A 19,789-nucleotide genomic window follows, 5' to 3' on the forward strand; every position below is an offset into this window, starting at 1 on the left:
ATAGTAGTAAGGGAATACATTTATGCGCCGTATTATTCAGCTTTTTATCATAACTATGATATTAACCTCAGCAAACTCATATGGGTTAATGTCTAGTGATATAAACATGAAAGTTGGGACTTTAAATTTACTACCCATTGAAAATGTTAAACGGATAGCTGTCGCTAAAACAGGAGTTGTAAGCGCCAAAGTAATTGATAACGAGAGTGTTTTACTTATTGCAGAAGCCCCCGGTGAAACGCAATTACAAGTGTGGGATAAAAACAATAATAAAGTAAAGCTCAATGTAATAGTAAACCTAATAGATAACTCTGCTTTAGTCGATAAAGTAAAAGGATTGATTGGCGATTTACCTGGCTTATCAGTCCGTGAAGTTGGTGGGCTAGTAGTTCTAGAAGGCAATGTTGATGAAGATACGTTTGCTAGAACCCAAAGCATAGCTCAGTTAGTTCCTAATGTAACTTCTTTGGTAACGACCAAAAGTGTTGAGATTAAACAAATGATCCGTATGGATGTGAATATTGTAGAAATCGGCAAACAAACACTTAAAAATTTAGGTGTAAACTGGGGGACAACTGCTGCTGGGCCGGCTTTTGGTGCCGTAAGTAACTGGACCAGTAATGATCTTTTTTCTGTATATTCGCCGGATACGGTTTCTGACTCTATTGCAGAGCAAATAGGCGGTAGGATACTTGGCAATAATAACTTCTCTCACTTTGGCATTGTTACTGGACTCACATCGCAAATACAACTCTTATCTCAGCAGGGTGATGCACGAACACTTGCACAGCCAACATTGAGTACACGTAGTGGTGAAAAAGCACGCTTTTTAGCCGGTGGCGAAATACCTATCCCTCTGCTTTCGGCTGATGGAGCACCTAATGTTGAATTTAAAGAATATGGCATAAAACTAGAAATTGAACCTGTATCAGACAGTGAAGGTAATATCGTTTCTTATGTAAGCGCTGAAGTTAGTTCAGTCGATACATCTGTTGAAGTATTAGGTATTCCTGGCTTTAAAACACGTGAAACCGAATCTGTTGTAAATGTACGTAACGGCGATACGATTGTTATATCAGGACTTGTTTCAAGTGAAATGTCTAAGTCAGTAAGTAAAGTTCCATTTTTGGGTTCTATCCCAATTCTAGGTGAGTTATTCAAATCAAGAGATTTTGCTGACAACAAAACAGAACTGGTTATTTTAGTGACGCCACATATTGTTTCTTTGCAAGGTGAAAGCCATAAAAATAGGCTTAAACGCGCTCGCGATATGATAGATGAAGCCCAAGAACTTGAAGCTTTCTACATCTTAGACTAAGGACAGTTAAATGTTTGATGTAATAGTTAATACAGCCAAAGGTACTGCTGTAAATAGAATTAAATGTAACGAAAAAACCTGTGTAATTGGTAAAGACAAACAATACAAAGTTAATTTACATGGTTTTAAAGTATCTAAAGAGCATGCCAAACTTTACTTAAATGATGATGGCATTTTTTTAGAAGATAGAGCCAGCCTTACGGGTACAAAAGTTAACGGTAAAAAAATTGACTCTGCGGGGCCTTTAGCGCCTACAGATGTTATAGAAATCGGCGGCTATCATATTCGAGTGGAACTTAACGATAATTTTGATTCACTAAAAAATCGAGATGTTCAAAAACCTAAACCAGATGTGGCAAGTGAAAAAACTTACGATGATTTGATCCCTACATCTAATGCGGTAGAAGTAAAAAGTGAAGCAACAGATGATGAATTGAAAACTCGTCGTAGAATAAAAAAACGTAACGAATTAAGAAAGCAGGTTCATAAAGAGCTGATTAAACAAATTGACCTTCGTCGCGTTAATGTCTCAGAAATGTCCGATGAGGAGTTACGTAAACAAAGTAAAGGGTTGATTGAATCAATCGTTTTAAAGCTTCAAATTCCAGAAAATGTTGATTTTGACGAGCTATGTAAAGAAGTACTAGATGAAACTATTGGCTTAGGCCCACTTGAAAATATTATTAGTGACGAAGATGTTTCAGAGATCATGGTTAATTCTCACGATGCAATATTTTATGAAAAAGCCGGTAAGCTTTTCTTATCAGACGTTGCATTTACAGACGACCAAGCTGTTTTAAGTGCTATCGAGCGAATAGTAACCCCATTAGGTCGTCGTATAGACGAAGGCCAACCTATGGTCGATGCGAGGTTAAAAGATGGTTCTCGTGTAAATGCGATTATCCCTCCTTTGGCGCTAAAAGGGCCATGTATCACTATCCGTAAGTTTATGTCTCGAAAGCTGGAAGCCGAAGATTTGATTAACTTTGGCTCTATGTCTCAAGCGATGGTCGACTTTTTAAAAATGACGGTGGTTAATAAAAGAAACATCGTGATTTCTGGGGGAACGGGGTCAGGTAAAACAACATTATTAAATGTATTATCAAACTTTATCCCCGATGACGAACGCATTATAACGGTTGAAGATGCCGCTGAGCTTAAACTATACCAGCCTAACTTAGTTTCACTTGAAGCTAGACCCCCCAATCAAGAAGGTAAAGGGGCTGTGGAAATTCGTGATTTAGTAAAAAACTGTTTACGTATGAGACCCGACCGTATTGTTGTTGGTGAGTGTCGTGGTGGCGAAGCACTTGATATGCTTCAAGCGATGAATACAGGTCATGATGGTTCACTAACAACAGCTCATGCCAACACCCCGCGAGACTGTATATCCCGTCTAGAAGTTATGGTGATGATGGCTGGCATGGATTTACCTATCCAAGCAATACGGGAACAAATTGGTTCAGCAGTTAATATGATTGTTCAGCAATCACGCTTTAGTGATGGCTCTCGGCGGGTTACTTCTATTTGTGAAGTAACAGGTGTTGAAGGTAATGTACTTCAGCTTTCTGAAATATTTAAATTTAAGCAAACAGGCTATAACACAAACGGTAAAGTACAAGGCGACTACGTGCCAACAGGTATGATCCCTGAATTTTACGAAAAGCTTCGCGAAAGAGGTGTTGATGTTGACCTAGGTATTTTTAAAACAGGTTCAGATCATGAGTAGCATAATAATAATGACGCTGGTTGGGTTAACCGTAACCTTACTTATTTATGGTGGCAACTTTGTTTCCCGAGAACTTGCGCAAAAATACCGAGAAACATTTACTCATGCTGCCAAAGTAAACCTATCAGATATGTTTTTATTTATAGAGCCACAAAAACTCTTTATTTTAAACATGGTAGGCATGCTTGTATTTTTCTTAGTGGTTTGGGCTTACTCAGGTGCGGTTGTATTGGCCATTATATTGGTGAGCATAGTTGCTTTTTTACCGCCTTATTTTTATAAATATTTACAAAAGCGTAGACGTAAATTGTTTATAAAGCAGTTGCCTGATGCATTAAATATGGTGTGTGCCTCGATGCGCTCAGGATCAAGTCTAACCAATGCCTTAGAAGCCATGGCACAGGAGCAAGCTGCGCCAATTAGCCAAGAGTTTTCGTTGTTTTTAAGAGAGCAGCGCCTAGGTGTAGATTTTAATGATGGCTTAAATAACATGCTAACGCGTATACCTGAGCTTGACTTCAAATTAGTGGTTTCTGGCATGCAAATTTCTAAGGAAATTGGGGGGAATCTTGCAGAAACCCTTGAAAGGCTGGCGGACACACTCAGACGAAAATTAGAAATGGAAGGCAAAATAGATGCATTAACAGGCCAAGGTAAAATGCAAGGCATAGTGATGACCGCCTTACCCATATTTATAGGCTTTATTTTGTACCACATGGAGCCTATACACATGATGCGACTTTTTACAGAGCCAATGGGGTGGGCTGTTTGCGCAGTGACCGCAATAATGCTTTATGTTGGCTATATATTTATTCGTAAAATCGTAAATATAGATGTATAGGTGAATAGATGCTTTTAATATTATTAACCGCAGGCTTGTCACTATTTTTACTTTTTTATAGTGCTTATAAAATTAAACAAGGGCTCCCTGAAGATACTCGTGACTTTATGGATCCATTGCCGCCATCATTAAAATTAATATGGCCATTTGTACGTTTAGCTGCATTTTACATTGGCGAACGCTTACCTATTGACTACCTAGAGAAAACAGGAAAAAAACTACAAATTTCAGGGCTCTCTTATGTATTAACTGCTGAAGAGTATTTTGGTGTAAGGATTATCTCTGCGCTGAGTTGTACCGTGTTTACGCTTTTAGTGTGTGCCATGCTTGATGCAGTTACGTTTATGGCTTTAGTTTACGGTGCTATATTTGGCTACTTTTTACCGCTGTTAACACTTAACGACCTTAAAAAGAAGCGTCAACTGGCAATAGTAAAGTCACTCCCTGTTTACCTGGATTTTATAACCATGTCGGTAGAGGCCGGATTAAACTTAACAGGTGGTCTTAGCCAAGCGGTTGACAAAGGACCTGAAGGGCCTTTAAAAGTCGAATTTGGTAAAGTGCTTAGAGACTTAAGAGCCGGCGTTAATAAAGTAGACGCGTTTAGAGCAATGGCAGAACGAGTGCAAACCTCCGAAGTAAACAACCTTGTTAGTGCTCTAGCACAAGCCGAAAAAACGGGGGCAAGCCTAGGGTCAACATTAAGAATACAATCTGATCAACGCCGTGTAGAGCGTTTTCAACGAGCAGAGAAAAAGGCACTTGAAGCGCCAGTAAAACTGGTTTTTCCACTGATCATGTTTATTTTCCCTGTTACGTTTATGATTCTGTTTTTCCCAATAGTAATGAAGTTTATGTATGACCTGTAGCGTATTTAATCATCAACTAAAAACAACAGCAGGGTACACGGTATGTAATTTATCTATTGCAAATACCTGGTGGTTACGTTTAAGAGGACTGTTGGGCAGAACGCTTAGTGAAAATGATGGATTACTGATTACACCGTGTAACTCAGTGCATATGTTGGGTATGCGATACGCCATAGACGTTATTTATTTAAATAAGCAAAACACGATTATAAAAATTGTAAAAAATTTACGCCCCTGGCAATTTAGTGCGTGCGGTAAAGCATGCAAAGTCATTGAGTTATCAATAAAAAATGGTAATACAAAAACACTCAAAGTTGGCGACAACTTAATAATAGAATAACTGAGAAGTACATGAAAACTATATATATCGCATTGCTCATTTTACTTTTTTCTGGTTGTAGTAGCTCACCACAACAAGAACCAGAATCAAAAGTAAACCTGGTTGAAATTGAAAATAGAGCTGAAGCTGCCTATTTGGCAGGGCACTTAGATATGGCAGAAGGCTTATATAGGCAATTAATTAAATTAAAAGATAACTACCCCCCAGCGTGGTTTAGGCTCGGTAATATTTATACCCGAACTAACCGTTTAGACGCTGCAATTAGTGCCTATCAACGCTGCATTCAATTAGATGTAGAGCACGATAAAGCTTGGTATAACTTGGCTATTGCAAGAATGCGACAAGCAACAGAGGTTTTAATAGAAGCGCAAAAACACCTTGAAGAGAACTCAGCTGGTAAAGCACAAATGGATGAGCTTTTTATTCAATTAATGCGCCTACAAACCGGTAAAAAAGAGTAGGGAATAGTGAGTGTGAGTAAGCAAAAAAGGAGTTTACAAAAGCAGCAAGGGCAATCAATGGTTGAGTTTTCAATAACCCTGCCATTTTTAGCGCCGTTGGTGTTAGTGCTTATCATGTTGCTTATACAATGGGTATTGATATACAAAGATAAAATAACCCTAAATGCCGCAACATTTGATGCAGCGCGTGCTGGGGCACTAAACCATGGCAGCATGTCTAAAATGCAAAGTGCACTTGCACAAGGGATGATGCCACTATTTATGGTTGACTCAGGCGATGATCCAAATGGACTTGATGTAGCTGCCGCTTTTGCAAAATCTAAAGCACATACCGCAACCGCCTCTAACATCACGGTGCTTAATCCTACAAGTGATGTGTTTAATAAGTTTAAACAACGTAGGCGCTATAAAGACGGACCCACAGTTTACGAAATACCGAACGACAACTTGATGTACAGAAACCCACAGGTTGAAACGATATCAACGGACAAAAAACTTAATATACAAGATGCCAACTTACTACAAATAGAAGTTGATTGGTGTAAACGCCTAGAGGTGCCATTAGCTAATTGGTTAATAGGTAAAATTATAACCTTAACGGACGTTGACCCCGATCCAACCTCAGATAAATTTGTAAATTATGTACCAAACCAAGAGCAACTAACGTGCTCTGCACTAGGCGCCGCCACATCATCGACCGGTGAAACACGTTACAGCGGTTATTATATTACTATTAAATCTTATGCATTAATCCGAATGCAAACGCCATATCGGATGTAAAGGATAGAACACAGTTAAAGGAAAAGGATATGAAAGCAAAGCAACTTTTAATACTGCTTCTAACAGGCACATTAAGCTTTACGCTCGTCGGGTGTAACGAGCCACTAGAAGACAACACAATCGAAAACCCAGTCGAACCAGATAATGGCGGTGGTGATGGTGGCGGAGACGACGGTTCAGGCGATGGTGGAGACGACGGTTCAGGCGATGGTGGAGACGACGGCTCAGGCGATGGTGGAGACGACGGCGAACCTATTGAATACGTGGGTACCTGGGAAAACAAAGACGAAGATGGCGATGGCGTGCCTGATGAACAAGATGATTATCCGTTTGATGCGGAAAAAAGCACAATAACGGTTGTCCAAGAAGAAGAGTTTAATAATAACGTTGCCGAAGCAAACCCAGTTGGTACAGTACCTTTCTCTGTTGAAGGCGCGCTGTCGTTATCAGCTGATATAGATGACTTCAAGTTCACTGTTACTGAAGCTGATGTGCAAAGCGGTAAATCAATCAGTTTTATTATATTAGAGCAGTCTTCTCGATTTCACCCGCAGCTTGGTATTTTCAAAAATAATGGTCAAGTTGTTGAACACATCGAATTAGCTATTGATAGAGTTGCTCCATTAAGCGCAGCTATTGCATTTACTCCCACACAAAGTGGTGAATATAACCTTTCAGTATTGGATCGTAATGGTAATCATGCTGATGATTTTAAATATCAAGCATTCGGTTTTATTGATGCAGATAAAGATGCAATCCCCGATAACAAAGAGCAAGCACAGGGATTAAATTATAAAATTCAGGATTCAGATCGAGACGGTATCGCTGATGGTAATGAATATTGGGTATTTAGCAGTAAAAATGTATTTGCTTATGATGTTGATGGTGATTCAGTGCCTAATTGGTCAGATGACGATTCCGATGGTGATGGTATACCCGATACTTTAGAGGGTACTGCTGATCATGATAATGACCAATTACCGGCGTTTGTTGACTTAGACAGCGATAATAACACTATTAGCGATAAGGACGAACAAGCCCAGAGCAGTGGTACTTTAATTGATACAAATAGAAATGGAATCCCAGATTATATTGATATAGACGATGATGGTGATGCAGTTTTTGATGTGAATGACACAGAGCCAAAAACAGTACTTGCCTACACTAGCGCAGAAAGTGATTCAGCAATAACGTTAGCGTCTGTCTACTATGAACTTTCAGATTCAATATCTCTTCCCAATAAAGGAAGAGTTTTTAGACCACTGAATATTATAGGCGAAAATTTTCCAGAGCAAGATGGTTTTGTTGTAATAACAAAGGGGGATGAGCGCCTTCCCATTGTTAATATGCCCATTACACAAGCCACAAACACTTCAATAAGTATCGTAATTCCTAATTATGAGAAAGTTGCTTTGGAGGGGGAAGAGCTTTCATTATTTATTGTCAAAGATAATGTACGTAGTAATGACTTAACATTCCAACTTTTGCATCCTAAAACGCCTCTAATAAAGTCGATATCGACATCTCAAGCAGTACCTGGAGAACAAATTCAAATTGAAGGTGAAAGTATTAACGATTTGGCTAAAGTTGTAATGGGAGAAGGTAGGTATGAAGCCGACTGGTTATCAAACAACCTAGCAACATTTGTGATCCCAAATGAAGCAGCAAGTGGTTTATTTTATTTACAAAATGTTTATGGCAAAAGTAATTCCATGTACATCAATATTGATAACCAAAGAGAAGTAACTCTCGACCTAAACCTCCCAGCCGCATACCGCGATTTGCAAGGGGAAGTAACCGTAATACCGAAAGGGACGAAGTACTCCCAATTAGCGTTGGTTGATGGGCAAGCGTTTAGCTTTAATAAAGAAGACTCTACAGTCTCAATCTGGTATGACGGGATTGCTATTTTATCAGCTGGTGTTGTGGGCAATGAAAGCGCGTTAACGCTAAGTTTGCAAAGTACAGCTGAAGAGTATGTTTTAAAACCTTTTTTTGTTTCAGCGAGTCAATCTAAACGATTGGAGGCATTGAGTAACTTACGTTCATTAGAAGAGTATGATGACTATTTAGCGTATTTTAAAGAAGGCGCAGAGGAGGATTTTAGAGCGTTTTTTTCTCCACAAAACTACGAGCTATCTATGAAAATGTTGAAACTTAGAGATAAAGTCAAAACATTATCTTACGCAGAGCAAACGTCTACTAATCTATCTAAAAAATCAAACTTTCTTTACTCACAACAGAAAGATGTATCTATACAACAAGTTTCTAGTTTATCTTCTCAAAGTGCTAGTTCCGATTCGGATCAAAAGCCTAAAATATCGCCTGAAGATAGGCAAGACGGAATCAAAATAGAGGCAACTAGGAAAGGTATTACAGATTTATTTGATTATGACGGTTATACTGAGTTACAAAACAGCACGCCAATGTATTTAAGTGCAGCAGTTTATGAACTTGACGACCAATTAGACCCAATGGCTACTCCTGCTGTTGGGCTTGACCCTTCTAAAGCTGGCGATAAACCAAAAACATACAGTCATATAACATCGTTGCTCGATCGTGACATGTTAAGCCCTGTAAATTATAGAGCTTTTGCAGTTGCTTTATGGTCTAAAGATTCGATGTTAAAAGTCTGCCAATACAAAAATTGTCTAATTGAAGTTTTAACGCCTGGTTACGAAGGAGCTCCCGTCCTTGATTCAGAAAAACTAAAGGTAAGCAGAGACTTATTTATTCGAAATGCGATAGATCATGTCATTTTACCCTCATTCGAGTATATTACTGACTTGATTGCGAAGCGAGTAGAAATCAAGAAACCAATAGATGATGAAGGTTTTTTGGTTGAACCAGGAGGGGGGCAAGCGAAACATATTACATATATCATTATTCAGCACATGCCTGGTGTTATAGATGCTATTGATGATGGTTATTCCGACGGTGATATGTCTACATCTGATCAACAAGATGTTATAGCAGAAATAAAAAAAGTTTTAGAAAAAGAATCTAAGGCGCTCTTGTTGGCAAAGCCTGGACCAATTGTTAAAGCTATTTTTGATGCTGCTGGGTTTGACATTGAAAAATATTTAAAAGTAGCAGTAAAAGATCAATTAGAAGAATATTCAGCATACTTTATTCCATACCTTAATATTATACTTTTTATTTATGACACATTATCAACAGTTAGCGAAGGTGTTAACTTAGCAGAAAACTGGTACGATTTATTTAATTTAAAAACAAAGTATGAGTTCAGGGTTAATTGGGGCTTAAAAATACTAAAAATGACTCCTGAATATTTGCAAAACGAACCAACCTTCTTACCAATTACAATAACGGGTATTGGTCTATGCCCTCAACATGATTGGGCCAACGATCCTATTTACCCAGAGATTAGATACACAGATATTACAAGCGGGTTTTCTAAGCTTATTCCTATAAAAAACCGAGGATCACTTGATGATTCATATTCAGTTAACAGTAAGTGCACAGAAGCCACGGTATATGTGAGTGGTGACGTAATGGCTCAGGTAACTGAGGCGTCAGAGATAGAAGTAGAAATTATACTTGGGGATGAAATTGCAAATTCTCAAGTACAAAATAGCAGCCCACCATTGTTGAAAATAGGCAGTGGATTAGCCATCAGTAGCATTGAGCCAGATAAAATTTATCAGGGCAACGAAATTACAATAAATGGTTTTGGGTTTTCTGAAGAAGCGTCAAAAAATATCGTTAAGCTAAAAAATAGTGACAATGAATTAATAACAGTAAATGTAATTTCTGCGACTAATACTTCACTTAAAATTAAGGTACCGCAAGGGGCTGTATCAGGAGAGCTTACTGTAACAGTAGGTGATGATACTGTATCAACGAATATATTGATCCAGAGTACTAAGATGAAGCTCACCTTTGGTGATAATGGCAATATACAAGATGACAGTTTTCAATTAAAAATTGACGGGACACTTATTGACCAAACTGTAGCAGGACAAAGACAATTAACAAAACTATTATCTACTGAACCCGGTGAAAAAAGTGTAGAGCTTACTGGTATCACAGTTCCTGATAATAGAGCAACTTACTTTATTTGCTTTTCTAGCAATGTTGAGGTTTTATCAGGTGATTTACACTCAAAAGTAGACTTTGCAGATGGCGAACAATTTAAAGCTGAGTTCAACATTAACGTTATGAGTGCTCCTGTATCTGAACCAGTTGGTTGTAAATTTGCAGATACTAGTTCAAAAAATAATATGTCAATCATGGTGGATTAAATAATGTTTAAAAAAATGCTCATCTCTTTGCCCTTGTTATTTAGCTGCGCACATGCGTTAGCAGCTGAGCCCAATGTTGAGTTTAATGCTAAAAATAACCAAGCAGATATTTTTATAGAAAAATGCCAGTTATGGCGAAATGCAATGCGCGACAATGATAAGGATGTTATGTGGAGCTTTGTAGAGGAAAAATATAAAGGTACACTTAAACCTAAAATGGCTAAAAAAATGGAAAAAGTGGCTTCTAGACATCGCGCTCGATTAAGCCAAGCTGGGGCTTATATTAAACGTGATGAATATTTATCGACTGAAGTACCAAAAGACGTAGCTCAAGTTTTTATAAAATGGGATAACGACGGTAAAGGTGGTCACACCAAGGGGGTGTTAGATAGCTGTGTGTTTGAGCTGTTGCCTGGCACTACAAAATGGGTGTTAGATATATAGCTAACTAAGTATTAATTAAAAGTTGACTTTGTCATATTAAACCAGCGATATGCATCGCTGGTTTATTTTTTGAGTATTAAGCAAGACTCATGCAATGAATAATAAATATAGCAATAAAATAAGGAGTGTTCGTGCAAGTAAAATTAATGAGCGAGTGGGTTACCAATTTTTTGGCTGTCATTTTTTCAATGACAATTATATTAAGTGTACTCAGTGAAGATACACAGTCAGTAGTAACTAACACTATTTTTGTTGCTGTGTTGTTTGCTTTTCAACGGCGACTTATACTAAATAACAACGCATTAGAAACAAAAAGCCAATTTGTATTGCTGGGTAAAACTATTCACGTATTTAATAGACAATCGATTGACCTTTCTACGATAACAGAGGCGGTACTTACACAAAGACGCTATAAATATGATCTCAACATTACCTATGAGCAAGGTGGAGGTCATAAAATCAGCCACTTTTCGTTTTGGCGGCAGGGAGAGCTAGTTAAAAAGTTACTTGCTATGAGTAGTGTAAACTACGTTTTTAAGACGAGCGCAAAGCAGCATACCCAGAGTATAAATAAAAGCGAAAGAGGGAATGCAACTAAAGAAACGGTATCAGACATTTTCCATCTGAATAGCTTTCGCCCCACAGATATAAAAACACATCACAGTATCTTACGATTTGCTTTGCCGTTGCCAGATAATAAAAAAAAGGTTGTGTTTAGTGTTGTTGGGGTATGTTTATTTTGTGCTATTACAGTTGTTGTATCAGCACAAAATTGGATGGCTGGTTGTGTGTTTTTATCAGTAGCTTATCTAAGTTATTGGTTAACAAGAGCCTATTTGTGTAACCAATATTACTTTATTGCTCAATCACCGCAAAGTGACATCATAGTCAACTCTGATAGCTTATCGTTACCGGCTTTATTATTCGAAGATAGGCAAGCACGTGAACTTAAGAGGGAGCAAGTAAGTGATGTTAAGGTGAAATGGAATTATTATGTTGCAGGTTCGCTAACTGATAATTGGACTCACGATAAAGTTAAACGCCCTCATATTGTAGAATTAACTTTTGTTACCGAGAAGGGTCTTACTTTACCCCTTAATGATATGGGGGTTAACGGTCAATCGCTATTATTAGCGCTAACCCATAATCAATACACAGTATCCATTGAAAGGACTAGTAAGCAGGCATTACCTATATTGACTCATGTTCGTATTGCGGTGATATTTGCCATAGTAGGGATTATCATATTTTCTATGGCCCGCTTTATTTAAAGCTAAATAAATCGAGTGATTATTGAAGTTACATCTATTTTGACTTTGGTACATTCTGAAATTGAAGGTAAAATTTCATTTATTTAAAAAGTAGTTTATAAGTGCAATTAACTAACCAAGAAAATGTGGAATAGACTATTAAGTATGTATGGCTTAATAGCACTGTCTTATAAAGGACTTACTAAAAGCTCATATTAGTTATTACGCAGCCTTCAATAAGCTCAAGCTTTATATATATGATACATTGCAGTAAAAAATGCGAATGTGAGCAGCCGATGCGATGACAGCTCATCTCAATAAATAAAAAGGACATTTTATGAAAAATAAATTAATCACACTATTAATTGCGGGGCCTTTAGTCAGCTTATCTTTTTTATCAATGGCTAGCGAAGTGCCAGCTAAAGAGTATTTTAACAAAGGAATAAACTAGACACCCATTTTAATTTTGTACTTTATGAAATTAAAGGCTACGTTTTAATTAGTTTAAAAAACAGTCGGGGTGTTATATGGCAGTCGCAAGAAAGCGTCAAATAAGCTTGATTGATACAAAGTACTACCACTGTATTTCACGGTGTGTTCGCCGTGCATTTTTATGTGGTGCAGACCGCTTTACGGGTAAGTCTTACGAACACCGTAGAGGGTGGGTTGAAGATAAGCTACTTAAATTAGCGAAGATATTTTGTATTGATGTATGTGCGTATGCGGTAATGAGTAATCATACTCACCTAGTACTTTACGTAGATGATAAAAAAGCAAACCGTTTGAATGATAAAGCAATTATTATTCGTTGGCATAAATTGTGTAAAGGCACGTTATTAACACAAAAGTATCTTCATGGTGCAAAGCTCACTAAAGCAGAGCTTATCTTTTTTAATCAAACATTAAAACAATACCGAGAACGGTTATCCAGTATAAGCTGGTTTATGCGTTTGTTAAATGAAGACATTGCACGAAGAGCAAATAAAGAAGATAAGTGTACAGGCCGGTTTTGGGAAGGTCGCTTTAAATCACAAGCCTTGTTAGATGAAGCGGCACTTGCAGCGTGTATGGCGTATGTAGATTTAAACCCGATTAGAGCTAAAATGGCAAAAACACCAGAAGAGTCTGACCACACAAGTGTACAAAAGAGAGTAGACAGCGCGACGATAGGTAAGCAACCCAAACAGCTATTACGCTTTGCTGGGATACCACGTCAAATTATGCCAAAAGGACTTCCGTTTGAGCTTAAGTCGTACCTTGAACTCGTTGAGCTTACAGGACGTTGTATTCGCGAAGGCAAACGCGGGCATGTAGAAAAGTCTATTTTACCGTTATTAAAACGTGTAAATATCTCTCCCGAAAATTGGTTAAAATTAACCACGCAATTTACGCGTGTGTTCCATGGCGCAGTAGGGAAAGTAAGCTCACAAGCGAGTTATAGTGAACACTTAGGCAGAAAGCGACGAGCGAATATCAGTAATAGTGAAAAGCTATTCGCATAGAGATTAACAATTAAATAAAGACATGCTGCGACTGTGCAGACATTATCATGCATGGAATTTGGGTTTTGCTGTGGTAACTATATATTTACTGAATAAAAAGAAAGCGGCAAGATAATAAAAGTTGAATTTTAGCCTAAATAGTAAATTTAAAAATGTATTATAGGCTTACTAAATTAGAGTGGGTGTCTAGTTTGTTTTCTTAAATAACCAAAGTACAAATAAGGTTACTGCTACTAAAATGGGTGTATGGAAGCAGTCTGAGCAGGTAAATAAAGCGGTATCAAATGTATCTATACAGTCTGCACAGGTAAATAAATCGCTAGCAAGTGCATCTGTTCAGTCTCAACAAGTAAACAAAACGATATCAAGCTCATCGGTTCAGGTGCAAGCCGTAGATGCTACATCACCAGAGAATGGCCCTGCGATCACCTCTTCTTGGGCTGAAAGTAATAATACTTTAGAAATTTATGCTACTGATAAATGGCATAGTTTTGAGAATTTTAAAGTTTACTCTGGTAATTTTGGTATCGAAAACGATACGGCACTACTGTTGAGTCCTGAATTTAGTTTACTAAACTCAACAGCAGCAGAGCCGCTTGAAAAACATGCCTCAGAATGGTTTTCACCTAATATTGTTGGTGCTCAAGGATGGGGGATACTGAATATTGCCTCAAAAAAGGAGTTTAACCATTGTTCTTACTATGATTGTAAAGTAAGTATTATAACACCAGGTTATAGCGGCCCGCAGCTAAGTGACGTTGAAAGGACCGCACAATTATACCTACTTGGTAGAACAATGGTTGAACAGTTTCTGTTGCCAGTAATGGATAAATTCCTTTCTTCTACTTCACTTTTAGAAGACAAAGAATTTATTCGTGACTTATTAAAAGTGCTTTATCCGTATGTTGGTGCTGCCTATGATATGGCTTATGCAACGAGTAACTGGGATCGCTTAAAAAAGTTTTCTGAATTAGTCTATCAAGATTTAACAAGTGACGGATATGAAGCGCCACTTAGAAACTTTTTAGCAACACGGTTAGGAGAGAAAATATTACAAACTTTGGGTACAAATGTCTCTCAATGGATTGTGGTTAAGTTCATTCCAGTTGTTGGTCAAGTTGATCTTGTTTTAGAAGCGCTACAAGGTGTAAACATGGCTAATACAATGGGCCAAACCATTGGTGACTTTGTAACGGTGCCGAGTAAAGTTGAGTTTGAAGCTGTATGGCCAAGTAGTATTATTTCTGTTACTCCAAACTTATTGATTCTTGAATTCAAGTATTAAGTGCAATCATTATGCAGCCACCAGAACTTCTGATTGCCCCGTAAATAATTCATGAGGGGTTTTATACCCTCTTGTTTTTCTTGGCCGATGGTTGAGCTTATCAACTGCCGCCTGTATCTCTGCTTCACTTAGCGCCATAAAGTCAGTTCCCTTGGGGAAGAAGCGTCTAAGTAAGCCGTTGGTATTCTCATTTATGCCCCGCTCCCATGATGAATAGGGATGAGCGAAATACACATCAGCTTCTAATTTTTGTGCAACATGCTCATGGTGAGCAAACTCTTTTCCATTATCTAACGTCACGGTAATAACCTTACCTTTATATGGTGTCATACACGTGATCAGCGCATCGGCTGTTATTTTCGCATGCTTGCTTTCAATTCTGTGAACGACTGTATATAACGTTTTACGTTCAACCATTGTGACAAGCGCATTTTTACGCCCTTTACCTATCACTGTATCGCCCTCCCAATCACCAATCCTAGACTTTGAATCCACAATACTTGGGCGTTCATCAATGCTGACTCGATTAACTATCTGTCCACGTTTATCATAGCTTCCATAGCGTTTTTTATACTTTTTACATGCACGAGTGAGTGTCTTATGTAGCTTGCCACCACGAGCCTTGTCTCTGTAAATATATTGATAAATTGTTTCATGATGTAAAACGACCTGTTTCTCTAAAGCTAAGCGGCCTGCCACTTGCTCAGGGGAAAGTCCGTCATGCAACAATTTATTAATCCAGTGAGTGACGTCCTCTGTTAACTTACTTGCTTTGAAAGATGACTTACGTCTTTGTTCAGCAAAGTTATTGGCTTGGTTAGGCCGATAGCCTTTAAGTCCTTTATTGCGTTTTAGCTCTCTAGAAATAGATGACGGTGAACGAGTTAGTTCTTCAGCTATCTGCTTTTGGTTATTTCCTGCTTTTATTAACGCGTAAATCTGGTATCTTTCTTCTTGTGTCAGCTGTTTATATTTCATTAAAGCAATTTCCTTTGGCGAGAAAATGGCCGAATTATAACAGCTGGCCATCTAATCTGAGAAATTGCACTTATTATCCGAATTTAGGATTAAAGACCAATTACCAGATGTAGTCAGCTTTACGATTGAAGGTTATGGCTTAGGTTATGAGTCATGTAATGTGTTTAATACTTGTACTTTTAATAAACCACAAATAGAGTTAATTGACACGGAAGGTGATTATACAGTCGATATAGTAGAAGATAACATTCTGCTTGACGATACCGCAACTGAGGTGACTTTTACTGTGCCTCGTGATCAAGTTGATGCATTTACAGCTGAAATTAAGTTGGAGTTAGAAATTGCCGATATTGTGATTAACGCGCCAGAAAATATTAAGTTTATCGATAAGGTAACCCTAACTAAATTAGCATCTGAAAAAGCTTACTCTGGTGAGAAAGTTACAGTACATGGTATTGGCTTTATAGAAGGTGATACAATTATCACCGTTGCTAGTAAAACAGGCAGAACAAAAGCAAATATTGTGAGTATTGATGGTGAAACTGTCGATATAATTGTACCTGAAGATGCGGTTACAGGTCCCTTACTTGCGGAAGTTGATGGTGTAAAATCAAATGAACTTACACTAACTATTCCTCCTAGTGGAATATCAGTTCTGTTTGGCGATAATGGTAACCTATTAGATGACCGTTTTTCAGTTAGTGTTGCTGGCGACTCTGGCATTAGCCTAGACACTGTTGGACAACGTGCAAAGCAACTTTCAAAGTTATTATCGCCAGGAAAGTATAATATTGCACTGACAGCTAACGAAATCCCTGATGAGCGCGGTACATTTTATATCTGTTTCTCCGATAATATCGATATTATTAGCGGCCCAAGCCAATCTTCTAAAGATCAACTAACAGCTGTCGACCAAGTCTTATCTTGGGAGGTTAATGTTAATGAGGGTGAGGGAAAAACTATTTCAACATGTGATTATTCAACGAATACAAATAACGACGTTGAAGTTAATATCCTTTGGAATGAACTATAATATTTGACCATAACGAGCAAGGTTTTTAACTTTGCTCGTTTTATCAATTAAAGGAAAGTTAATGAAAAAAAATACTTTAGGGATATTTGTTGCTGTCCCATTAATGATGGCCTCTTACACCTCAACAGCTACAGAAGTACCGGAACAAAGTTATTTTGAAAATAGATGTATGGCCGCCTGGGAAAGTATTAAAGCGGGTGATAAGCAAGCTTTGTTCGACCAGTTACCACCGAAACTACAGAATTGGAAAGAGGGTAAAGCTGCATGGGAAGAGATAGATCGCGAACTAAAAGACTATGAAAGCGATTGGACCGAAAGTATGCTTGATGACCTCGATATCACTATGATGCCAACTTATGGTAGAGGGCCTGATGGAACTGAAACAAAAACAGGCATTCGACAATCAATTAATAAAAATATTGTTGCTTATTACCCTAAAGCAACACGTCAATATAGTGTTTTATACGAGTTTAAAACCGGGAGCAGTGTTATAGGGAAATCTTGTGCATTTTTAGAACTTGATGGGAAGTGGTATATGCATCACACCTTCTTATAATATTTGATTAAATAGCTTAATGTTGTAATTTAAGTCATATGTTGCTATCTGTACTCAATATTCAAATAACTATTAAATAATTTAATAAAAGGACCTAAATGAAATATAAATATCTATTACCGGCTTTATTACTACCTGTACTAACAGGTTGTGGAACTGAGTATGCAACAATAACAAAAATAACACATTTTGAACCATCAAAGCCTATGAGAGAAAATGCAGTCACCATGCCTCGTCTTGATCTTGATATTCAGGGTGAAGGTAAAGCAGGAACGTGCTATATAAAAATTCCTGTTGGTGTACTCGCTGAGCAAAAAGCAATTAGAGGGCACGAGTTAGTAATTAGTTGTAACTACGATAATGAAACCAGTATTGGTAGTCATTACGAGAAAGAGATCTATAATGCGCAGCTTGATTACGCAGATGACAATAAGGTGTCGTTGTCATTGCATGCACTGATAAAAACAAGGAATGATGATTATCAGCTTGAAATTAAATCAGAATCCCCGCTTGAATTTAAGTACTAATTTTATTGGGAGAATTAAGGTGGGTGTCTAGCTTTTGTTATGTTTTTACTTGGCTCATTAAGTTACATACAAACCCCATGCTGCGATTAAGCCGCCCCTAAATTGAACAAATTTTAATTCTAAAAGTTCAAAATGCTCTAAGGTGTTTAGTTATGTATCTTGTTGTCAAAAATAATATTTTGATTTATTGGTGATACATGAAAAAAGCCGCTATCAACCTTTGGTTTAGAAAGTATTATTGTTTACTATCCGATAACCACACACAAATAGAGTGTTTCATTAAGTGTGATGAATTGTCTCGTTAATCATGTTCATTTACAGATAAAAAACTACAAGACAATATTCAATATTGTTTGGCACATAAACGTATAATTGCTTATACATCGATTAAAGCATTCTTATGCATGTTACTTGTTGCATTTATATTTTTTATTAATGGTAAACTTAGTTATATATTGCAGGGGTCTACTTTAACAATCATGTTTATATTAACCCCATTCGTTTTTTTGGCTGGTATTATTTCACTCGTCATTACAAAAAACGCACTACAATGGCGATGTAACCCTTTGAGGTTTCAGTAAATAACACACCAAATTCCAATCCTATCGGCTGAAATTTTTTGATGATTCAGCTGATGCTCAACAGTCATATTCGAGCATAGATTAATATACGAGTGAGCTTCGGCTCTCTTTTAAATTACAAGGATAAGTATGTTAAAAAAAATAGGACTAATAATCTCTACAGTGTTGTTGTTACAAGGTTGTACTGATTCAAAACAAGTTGTCGGTGTAGTGCAGGGTTCTGTGAACGCTGACTTTCAATCAGACTTATTCCGCGTTGATCTCATAATTGAAGATATGAATGATACGTGTACCATTTTATTGTCTTTAGCTGGTCAAGATTTATATAACCCTACCAATGAAAAAGAACTCCTTAAGGGGGTTACCTGTCTACGCAATGATGGCGTACTGTTAGCCGGCGTTCCACAGGTTGAAAGCTTTACTTGGTCACCGGTTGAAGGAGGGGTTGAATTTACTATCGATGCAACGGCTCAAAGTAATGATTATGATAATTTAAATATTACAACTAATTCTCCCTTATTTATAAAGTACAGGAAGTAAAATAATGAAAATTAAAATAGTTACGCTGCTGGTAAGTTCTTCATTAAGTCTTTTTGTTGCTGCGGATGAATCTAATGTAAATATTGTGGCCGAAAATAATTCTGATCCAGTTTTTATCTAAAGTTGTAAGCTTTTTCGTAAAGCCAAAGCTGATAAAGATATTGATACGCTAATGAGTTTTGTGCACTTAGAGTTTAAAAATACCGAGCAACGAAAGGCAAGAGCGATTAGCACATTAACAAAATATGCAGATAGTTACCAACAGTACTCTCAGAACCCGAACTATGAAGTTATTAGCATGGAGCTTTCTAAAAAATGAAAGAGGGTTACGCTGCGGTAAATATCAAAGCGAAATATGGCGAAAAAAAATTCGTTTCCACAAAATGTGTATTTGAAAATGTGGGTACTAATAAAATGGAACATTTTGCTTTCATCAAGCTGACTTAAACCATGTAGTATAAATAATACATTTCTAAAATTATATTTTTTA

18 protein-coding genes are annotated in these 19,789 nt (G+C 37.4%); 17 read left to right on the forward strand and 1 reads right to left on the reverse strand.

The window, feature by feature from the left end:
• Positions 1-22: 22 nt before the first annotated feature.
• The 12 genes from ACT3S9_RS07060 to ACT3S9_RS07115 all read left to right on the forward strand — a co-directional run bounded on the left by ACT3S9_RS07060 (position 23) and on the right by ACT3S9_RS07115 (position 15,084).
• Positions 23-1,318 (forward strand): type II and III secretion system protein family protein, encoded by a 1,296-nt coding sequence (locus tag ACT3S9_RS07060; protein WP_444750838.1) that lies wholly within the window; start codon positions 23-25, stop codon positions 1,316-1,318.
• Between the two features lie 10 nt (positions 1,319-1,328).
• Positions 1,329-3,047, forward strand: coding sequence for an ATPase, T2SS/T4P/T4SS family (locus tag ACT3S9_RS07065; protein WP_444750839.1), 1,719 nt, complete (start codon positions 1,329-1,331; stop codon positions 3,045-3,047).
• Positions 3,040-3,888, forward strand: coding sequence for a type II secretion system F family protein (locus tag ACT3S9_RS07070; RefSeq protein WP_444750840.1), 849 nt, complete (start codon positions 3,040-3,042; stop codon positions 3,886-3,888). Before ACT3S9_RS07065 ends, ACT3S9_RS07070 begins: the two co-directional genes overlap by 8 nt.
• 8 nt (positions 3,889-3,896) lie before the next feature.
• A complete protein-coding gene (locus ACT3S9_RS07075; RefSeq protein WP_444750841.1) occupies positions 3,897-4,757 on the forward strand; it encodes a type II secretion system F family protein in 861 nt (286 codons plus the stop codon).
• The gene (locus tag ACT3S9_RS07080) at positions 4,747-5,097 is read left to right on the forward strand and encodes a DUF192 domain-containing protein (RefSeq protein ID WP_444750842.1); all 351 of its coding nucleotides are present in this window, start codon (positions 4,747-4,749) and stop codon (positions 5,095-5,097) included. The genes ACT3S9_RS07075 and ACT3S9_RS07080 overlap by 11 nt, the downstream gene beginning before the upstream one ends.
• Positions 5,098-5,108: 11 nt before the next feature.
• Positions 5,109-5,558: a tetratricopeptide repeat protein gene (locus ACT3S9_RS07085; RefSeq protein WP_256826006.1), complete on the forward strand. Its 450-nt coding sequence runs from the start codon at positions 5,109-5,111 to the stop codon at positions 5,556-5,558.
• 12 nt (positions 5,559-5,570) lie between these two features.
• Positions 5,571-6,338, forward strand: coding sequence for a TadE/TadG family type IV pilus assembly protein (locus ACT3S9_RS07090; RefSeq protein ID WP_444750843.1), 768 nt, complete (start codon positions 5,571-5,573; stop codon positions 6,336-6,338).
• Positions 6,339-6,367: 29 nt separating this feature from the next.
• A complete protein-coding gene (locus ACT3S9_RS07095; protein WP_444750844.1) occupies positions 6,368-10,603 on the forward strand; it encodes an IPT/TIG domain-containing protein in 4,236 nt (1,411 codons plus the stop codon).
• A 3-nt stretch (positions 10,604-10,606) separates the two neighbouring features.
• Positions 10,607-11,047 carry a hypothetical protein gene (locus tag ACT3S9_RS07100; RefSeq protein WP_441830632.1) on the forward strand — a complete coding sequence of 147 codons (441 nt, stop codon included), beginning with the start codon at positions 10,607-10,609 and terminating at the stop codon, positions 11,045-11,047.
• Positions 11,048-11,178: 131 nt separating this feature from the next.
• Positions 11,179-12,318, forward strand: a complete 1,140-nt coding sequence (locus tag ACT3S9_RS07105) for a hypothetical protein (RefSeq protein ID WP_441830633.1) — start codon at positions 11,179-11,181, stop codon at positions 12,316-12,318.
• 506 nt (positions 12,319-12,824) lie between these two features.
• Positions 12,825-13,799: a transposase gene (locus ACT3S9_RS07110; protein WP_441835954.1), complete on the forward strand. Its 975-nt coding sequence runs from the start codon at positions 12,825-12,827 to the stop codon at positions 13,797-13,799.
• A 238-nt stretch (positions 13,800-14,037) separates the two neighbouring features.
• Positions 14,038-15,084 carry a hypothetical protein gene (locus ACT3S9_RS07115; RefSeq protein WP_444750845.1) on the forward strand — a complete coding sequence of 349 codons (1,047 nt, stop codon included), beginning with the start codon at positions 14,038-14,040 and terminating at the stop codon, positions 15,082-15,084.
• Between the two features lie 9 nt (positions 15,085-15,093).
• Here the strand turns inward: ACT3S9_RS07115 and ACT3S9_RS07120 are convergent, their stop codons facing one another.
• The gene (locus ACT3S9_RS07120) at positions 15,094-16,062 is read right to left on the reverse strand and encodes an IS30 family transposase (RefSeq protein ID WP_086959932.1); all 969 of its coding nucleotides are present in this window, start codon (positions 16,060-16,062) and stop codon (positions 15,094-15,096) included.
• Positions 16,063-16,126: 64 nt separating this feature from the next.
• On the opposite strand from ACT3S9_RS07120, the gene ACT3S9_RS07125 reads away from it, so the two are divergent.
• From ACT3S9_RS07125 to ACT3S9_RS07145, 5 genes are all read left to right on the forward strand, one after another.
• Positions 16,127-17,095: a hypothetical protein gene (locus tag ACT3S9_RS07125; RefSeq protein ID WP_444750846.1), complete on the forward strand. Its 969-nt coding sequence runs from the start codon at positions 16,127-16,129 to the stop codon at positions 17,093-17,095.
• Positions 17,096-17,156: 61 nt separating this feature from the next.
• Complete coding sequence (locus ACT3S9_RS07130) at positions 17,157-17,651, forward strand: hypothetical protein (protein ID WP_441830636.1); 495 nt, start codon at positions 17,157-17,159, stop codon at positions 17,649-17,651.
• Positions 17,652-17,749: 98 nt separating this feature from the next.
• Complete coding sequence (locus tag ACT3S9_RS07135; protein ID WP_441830637.1) at positions 17,750-18,178, forward strand: hypothetical protein; 429 nt, start codon at positions 17,750-17,752, stop codon at positions 18,176-18,178.
• A gap of 710 nt (positions 18,179-18,888) precedes the next feature.
• Entirely contained in the window at positions 18,889-19,299 is a 411-nt protein-coding gene (locus ACT3S9_RS07140) for a hypothetical protein (protein WP_441830638.1), read from the forward strand.
• Between the two features lie 315 nt (positions 19,300-19,614).
• The gene (locus tag ACT3S9_RS07145) at positions 19,615-19,746 is read left to right on the forward strand and encodes a hypothetical protein (RefSeq protein ID WP_444750847.1); all 132 of its coding nucleotides are present in this window, start codon (positions 19,615-19,617) and stop codon (positions 19,744-19,746) included.
• Positions 19,747-19,789 lie beyond the last annotated feature (43 nt).

The organism is Pseudoalteromonas sp. AOP31-A2-14 (assembly GCF_052378035.1).
In the GTDB taxonomy this organism is placed as follows: Bacteria; Pseudomonadota; Gammaproteobacteria; order Enterobacterales; family Alteromonadaceae; genus Pseudoalteromonas.

What these genes read in the sequence shown, in the direction of transcription:
- ACT3S9_RS07080 (WP_444750842.1), top strand. Translation starts at nt 4,747, where the DNA reads ATGACCTGTAGCGTATTTAATCATCAACTAAAAACAACAGCAGGGTAC.
- ACT3S9_RS07130 (WP_441830636.1), top strand. Translation starts at nt 17,157, where the DNA reads ATGAAAAAAAATACTTTAGGGATATTTGTTGCTGTCCCATTAATGATG.
- ACT3S9_RS07145 (WP_444750847.1), top strand. Translation starts at nt 19,615, where the DNA reads ATGAAAGAGGGTTACGCTGCGGTAAATATCAAAGCGAAATATGGCGAA.
- ACT3S9_RS07140 (WP_441830638.1), top strand. Translation starts at nt 18,889, where the DNA reads ATGTTAAAAAAAATAGGACTAATAATCTCTACAGTGTTGTTGTTACAA.
- ACT3S9_RS07120 (WP_086959932.1), bottom strand. Translation starts at nt 16,062, where the DNA reads ATGAAATATAAACAGCTGACACAAGAAGAAAGATACCAGATTTACGCG.
- ACT3S9_RS07075 (WP_444750841.1), top strand. Translation starts at nt 3,897, where the DNA reads ATGCTTTTAATATTATTAACCGCAGGCTTGTCACTATTTTTACTTTTT.
- ACT3S9_RS07070 (WP_444750840.1), top strand. Translation starts at nt 3,040, where the DNA reads ATGAGTAGCATAATAATAATGACGCTGGTTGGGTTAACCGTAACCTTA.
- ACT3S9_RS07115 (WP_444750845.1), top strand. Translation starts at nt 14,038, where the DNA reads ATGGGTGTATGGAAGCAGTCTGAGCAGGTAAATAAAGCGGTATCAAAT.
- ACT3S9_RS07135 (WP_441830637.1), top strand. Translation starts at nt 17,750, where the DNA reads ATGAAATATAAATATCTATTACCGGCTTTATTACTACCTGTACTAACA.
- ACT3S9_RS07100 (WP_441830632.1), top strand. Translation starts at nt 10,607, where the DNA reads ATGTTTAAAAAAATGCTCATCTCTTTGCCCTTGTTATTTAGCTGCGCA.
- ACT3S9_RS07060 (WP_444750838.1), top strand. Translation starts at nt 23, where the DNA reads ATGCGCCGTATTATTCAGCTTTTTATCATAACTATGATATTAACCTCA.
- ACT3S9_RS07095 (WP_444750844.1), top strand. Translation starts at nt 6,368, where the DNA reads ATGAAAGCAAAGCAACTTTTAATACTGCTTCTAACAGGCACATTAAGC.
- ACT3S9_RS07085 (WP_256826006.1), top strand. Translation starts at nt 5,109, where the DNA reads ATGAAAACTATATATATCGCATTGCTCATTTTACTTTTTTCTGGTTGT.
- ACT3S9_RS07065 (WP_444750839.1), top strand. Translation starts at nt 1,329, where the DNA reads ATGTTTGATGTAATAGTTAATACAGCCAAAGGTACTGCTGTAAATAGA.
- ACT3S9_RS07110 (WP_441835954.1), top strand. Translation starts at nt 12,825, where the DNA reads ATGGCAGTCGCAAGAAAGCGTCAAATAAGCTTGATTGATACAAAGTAC.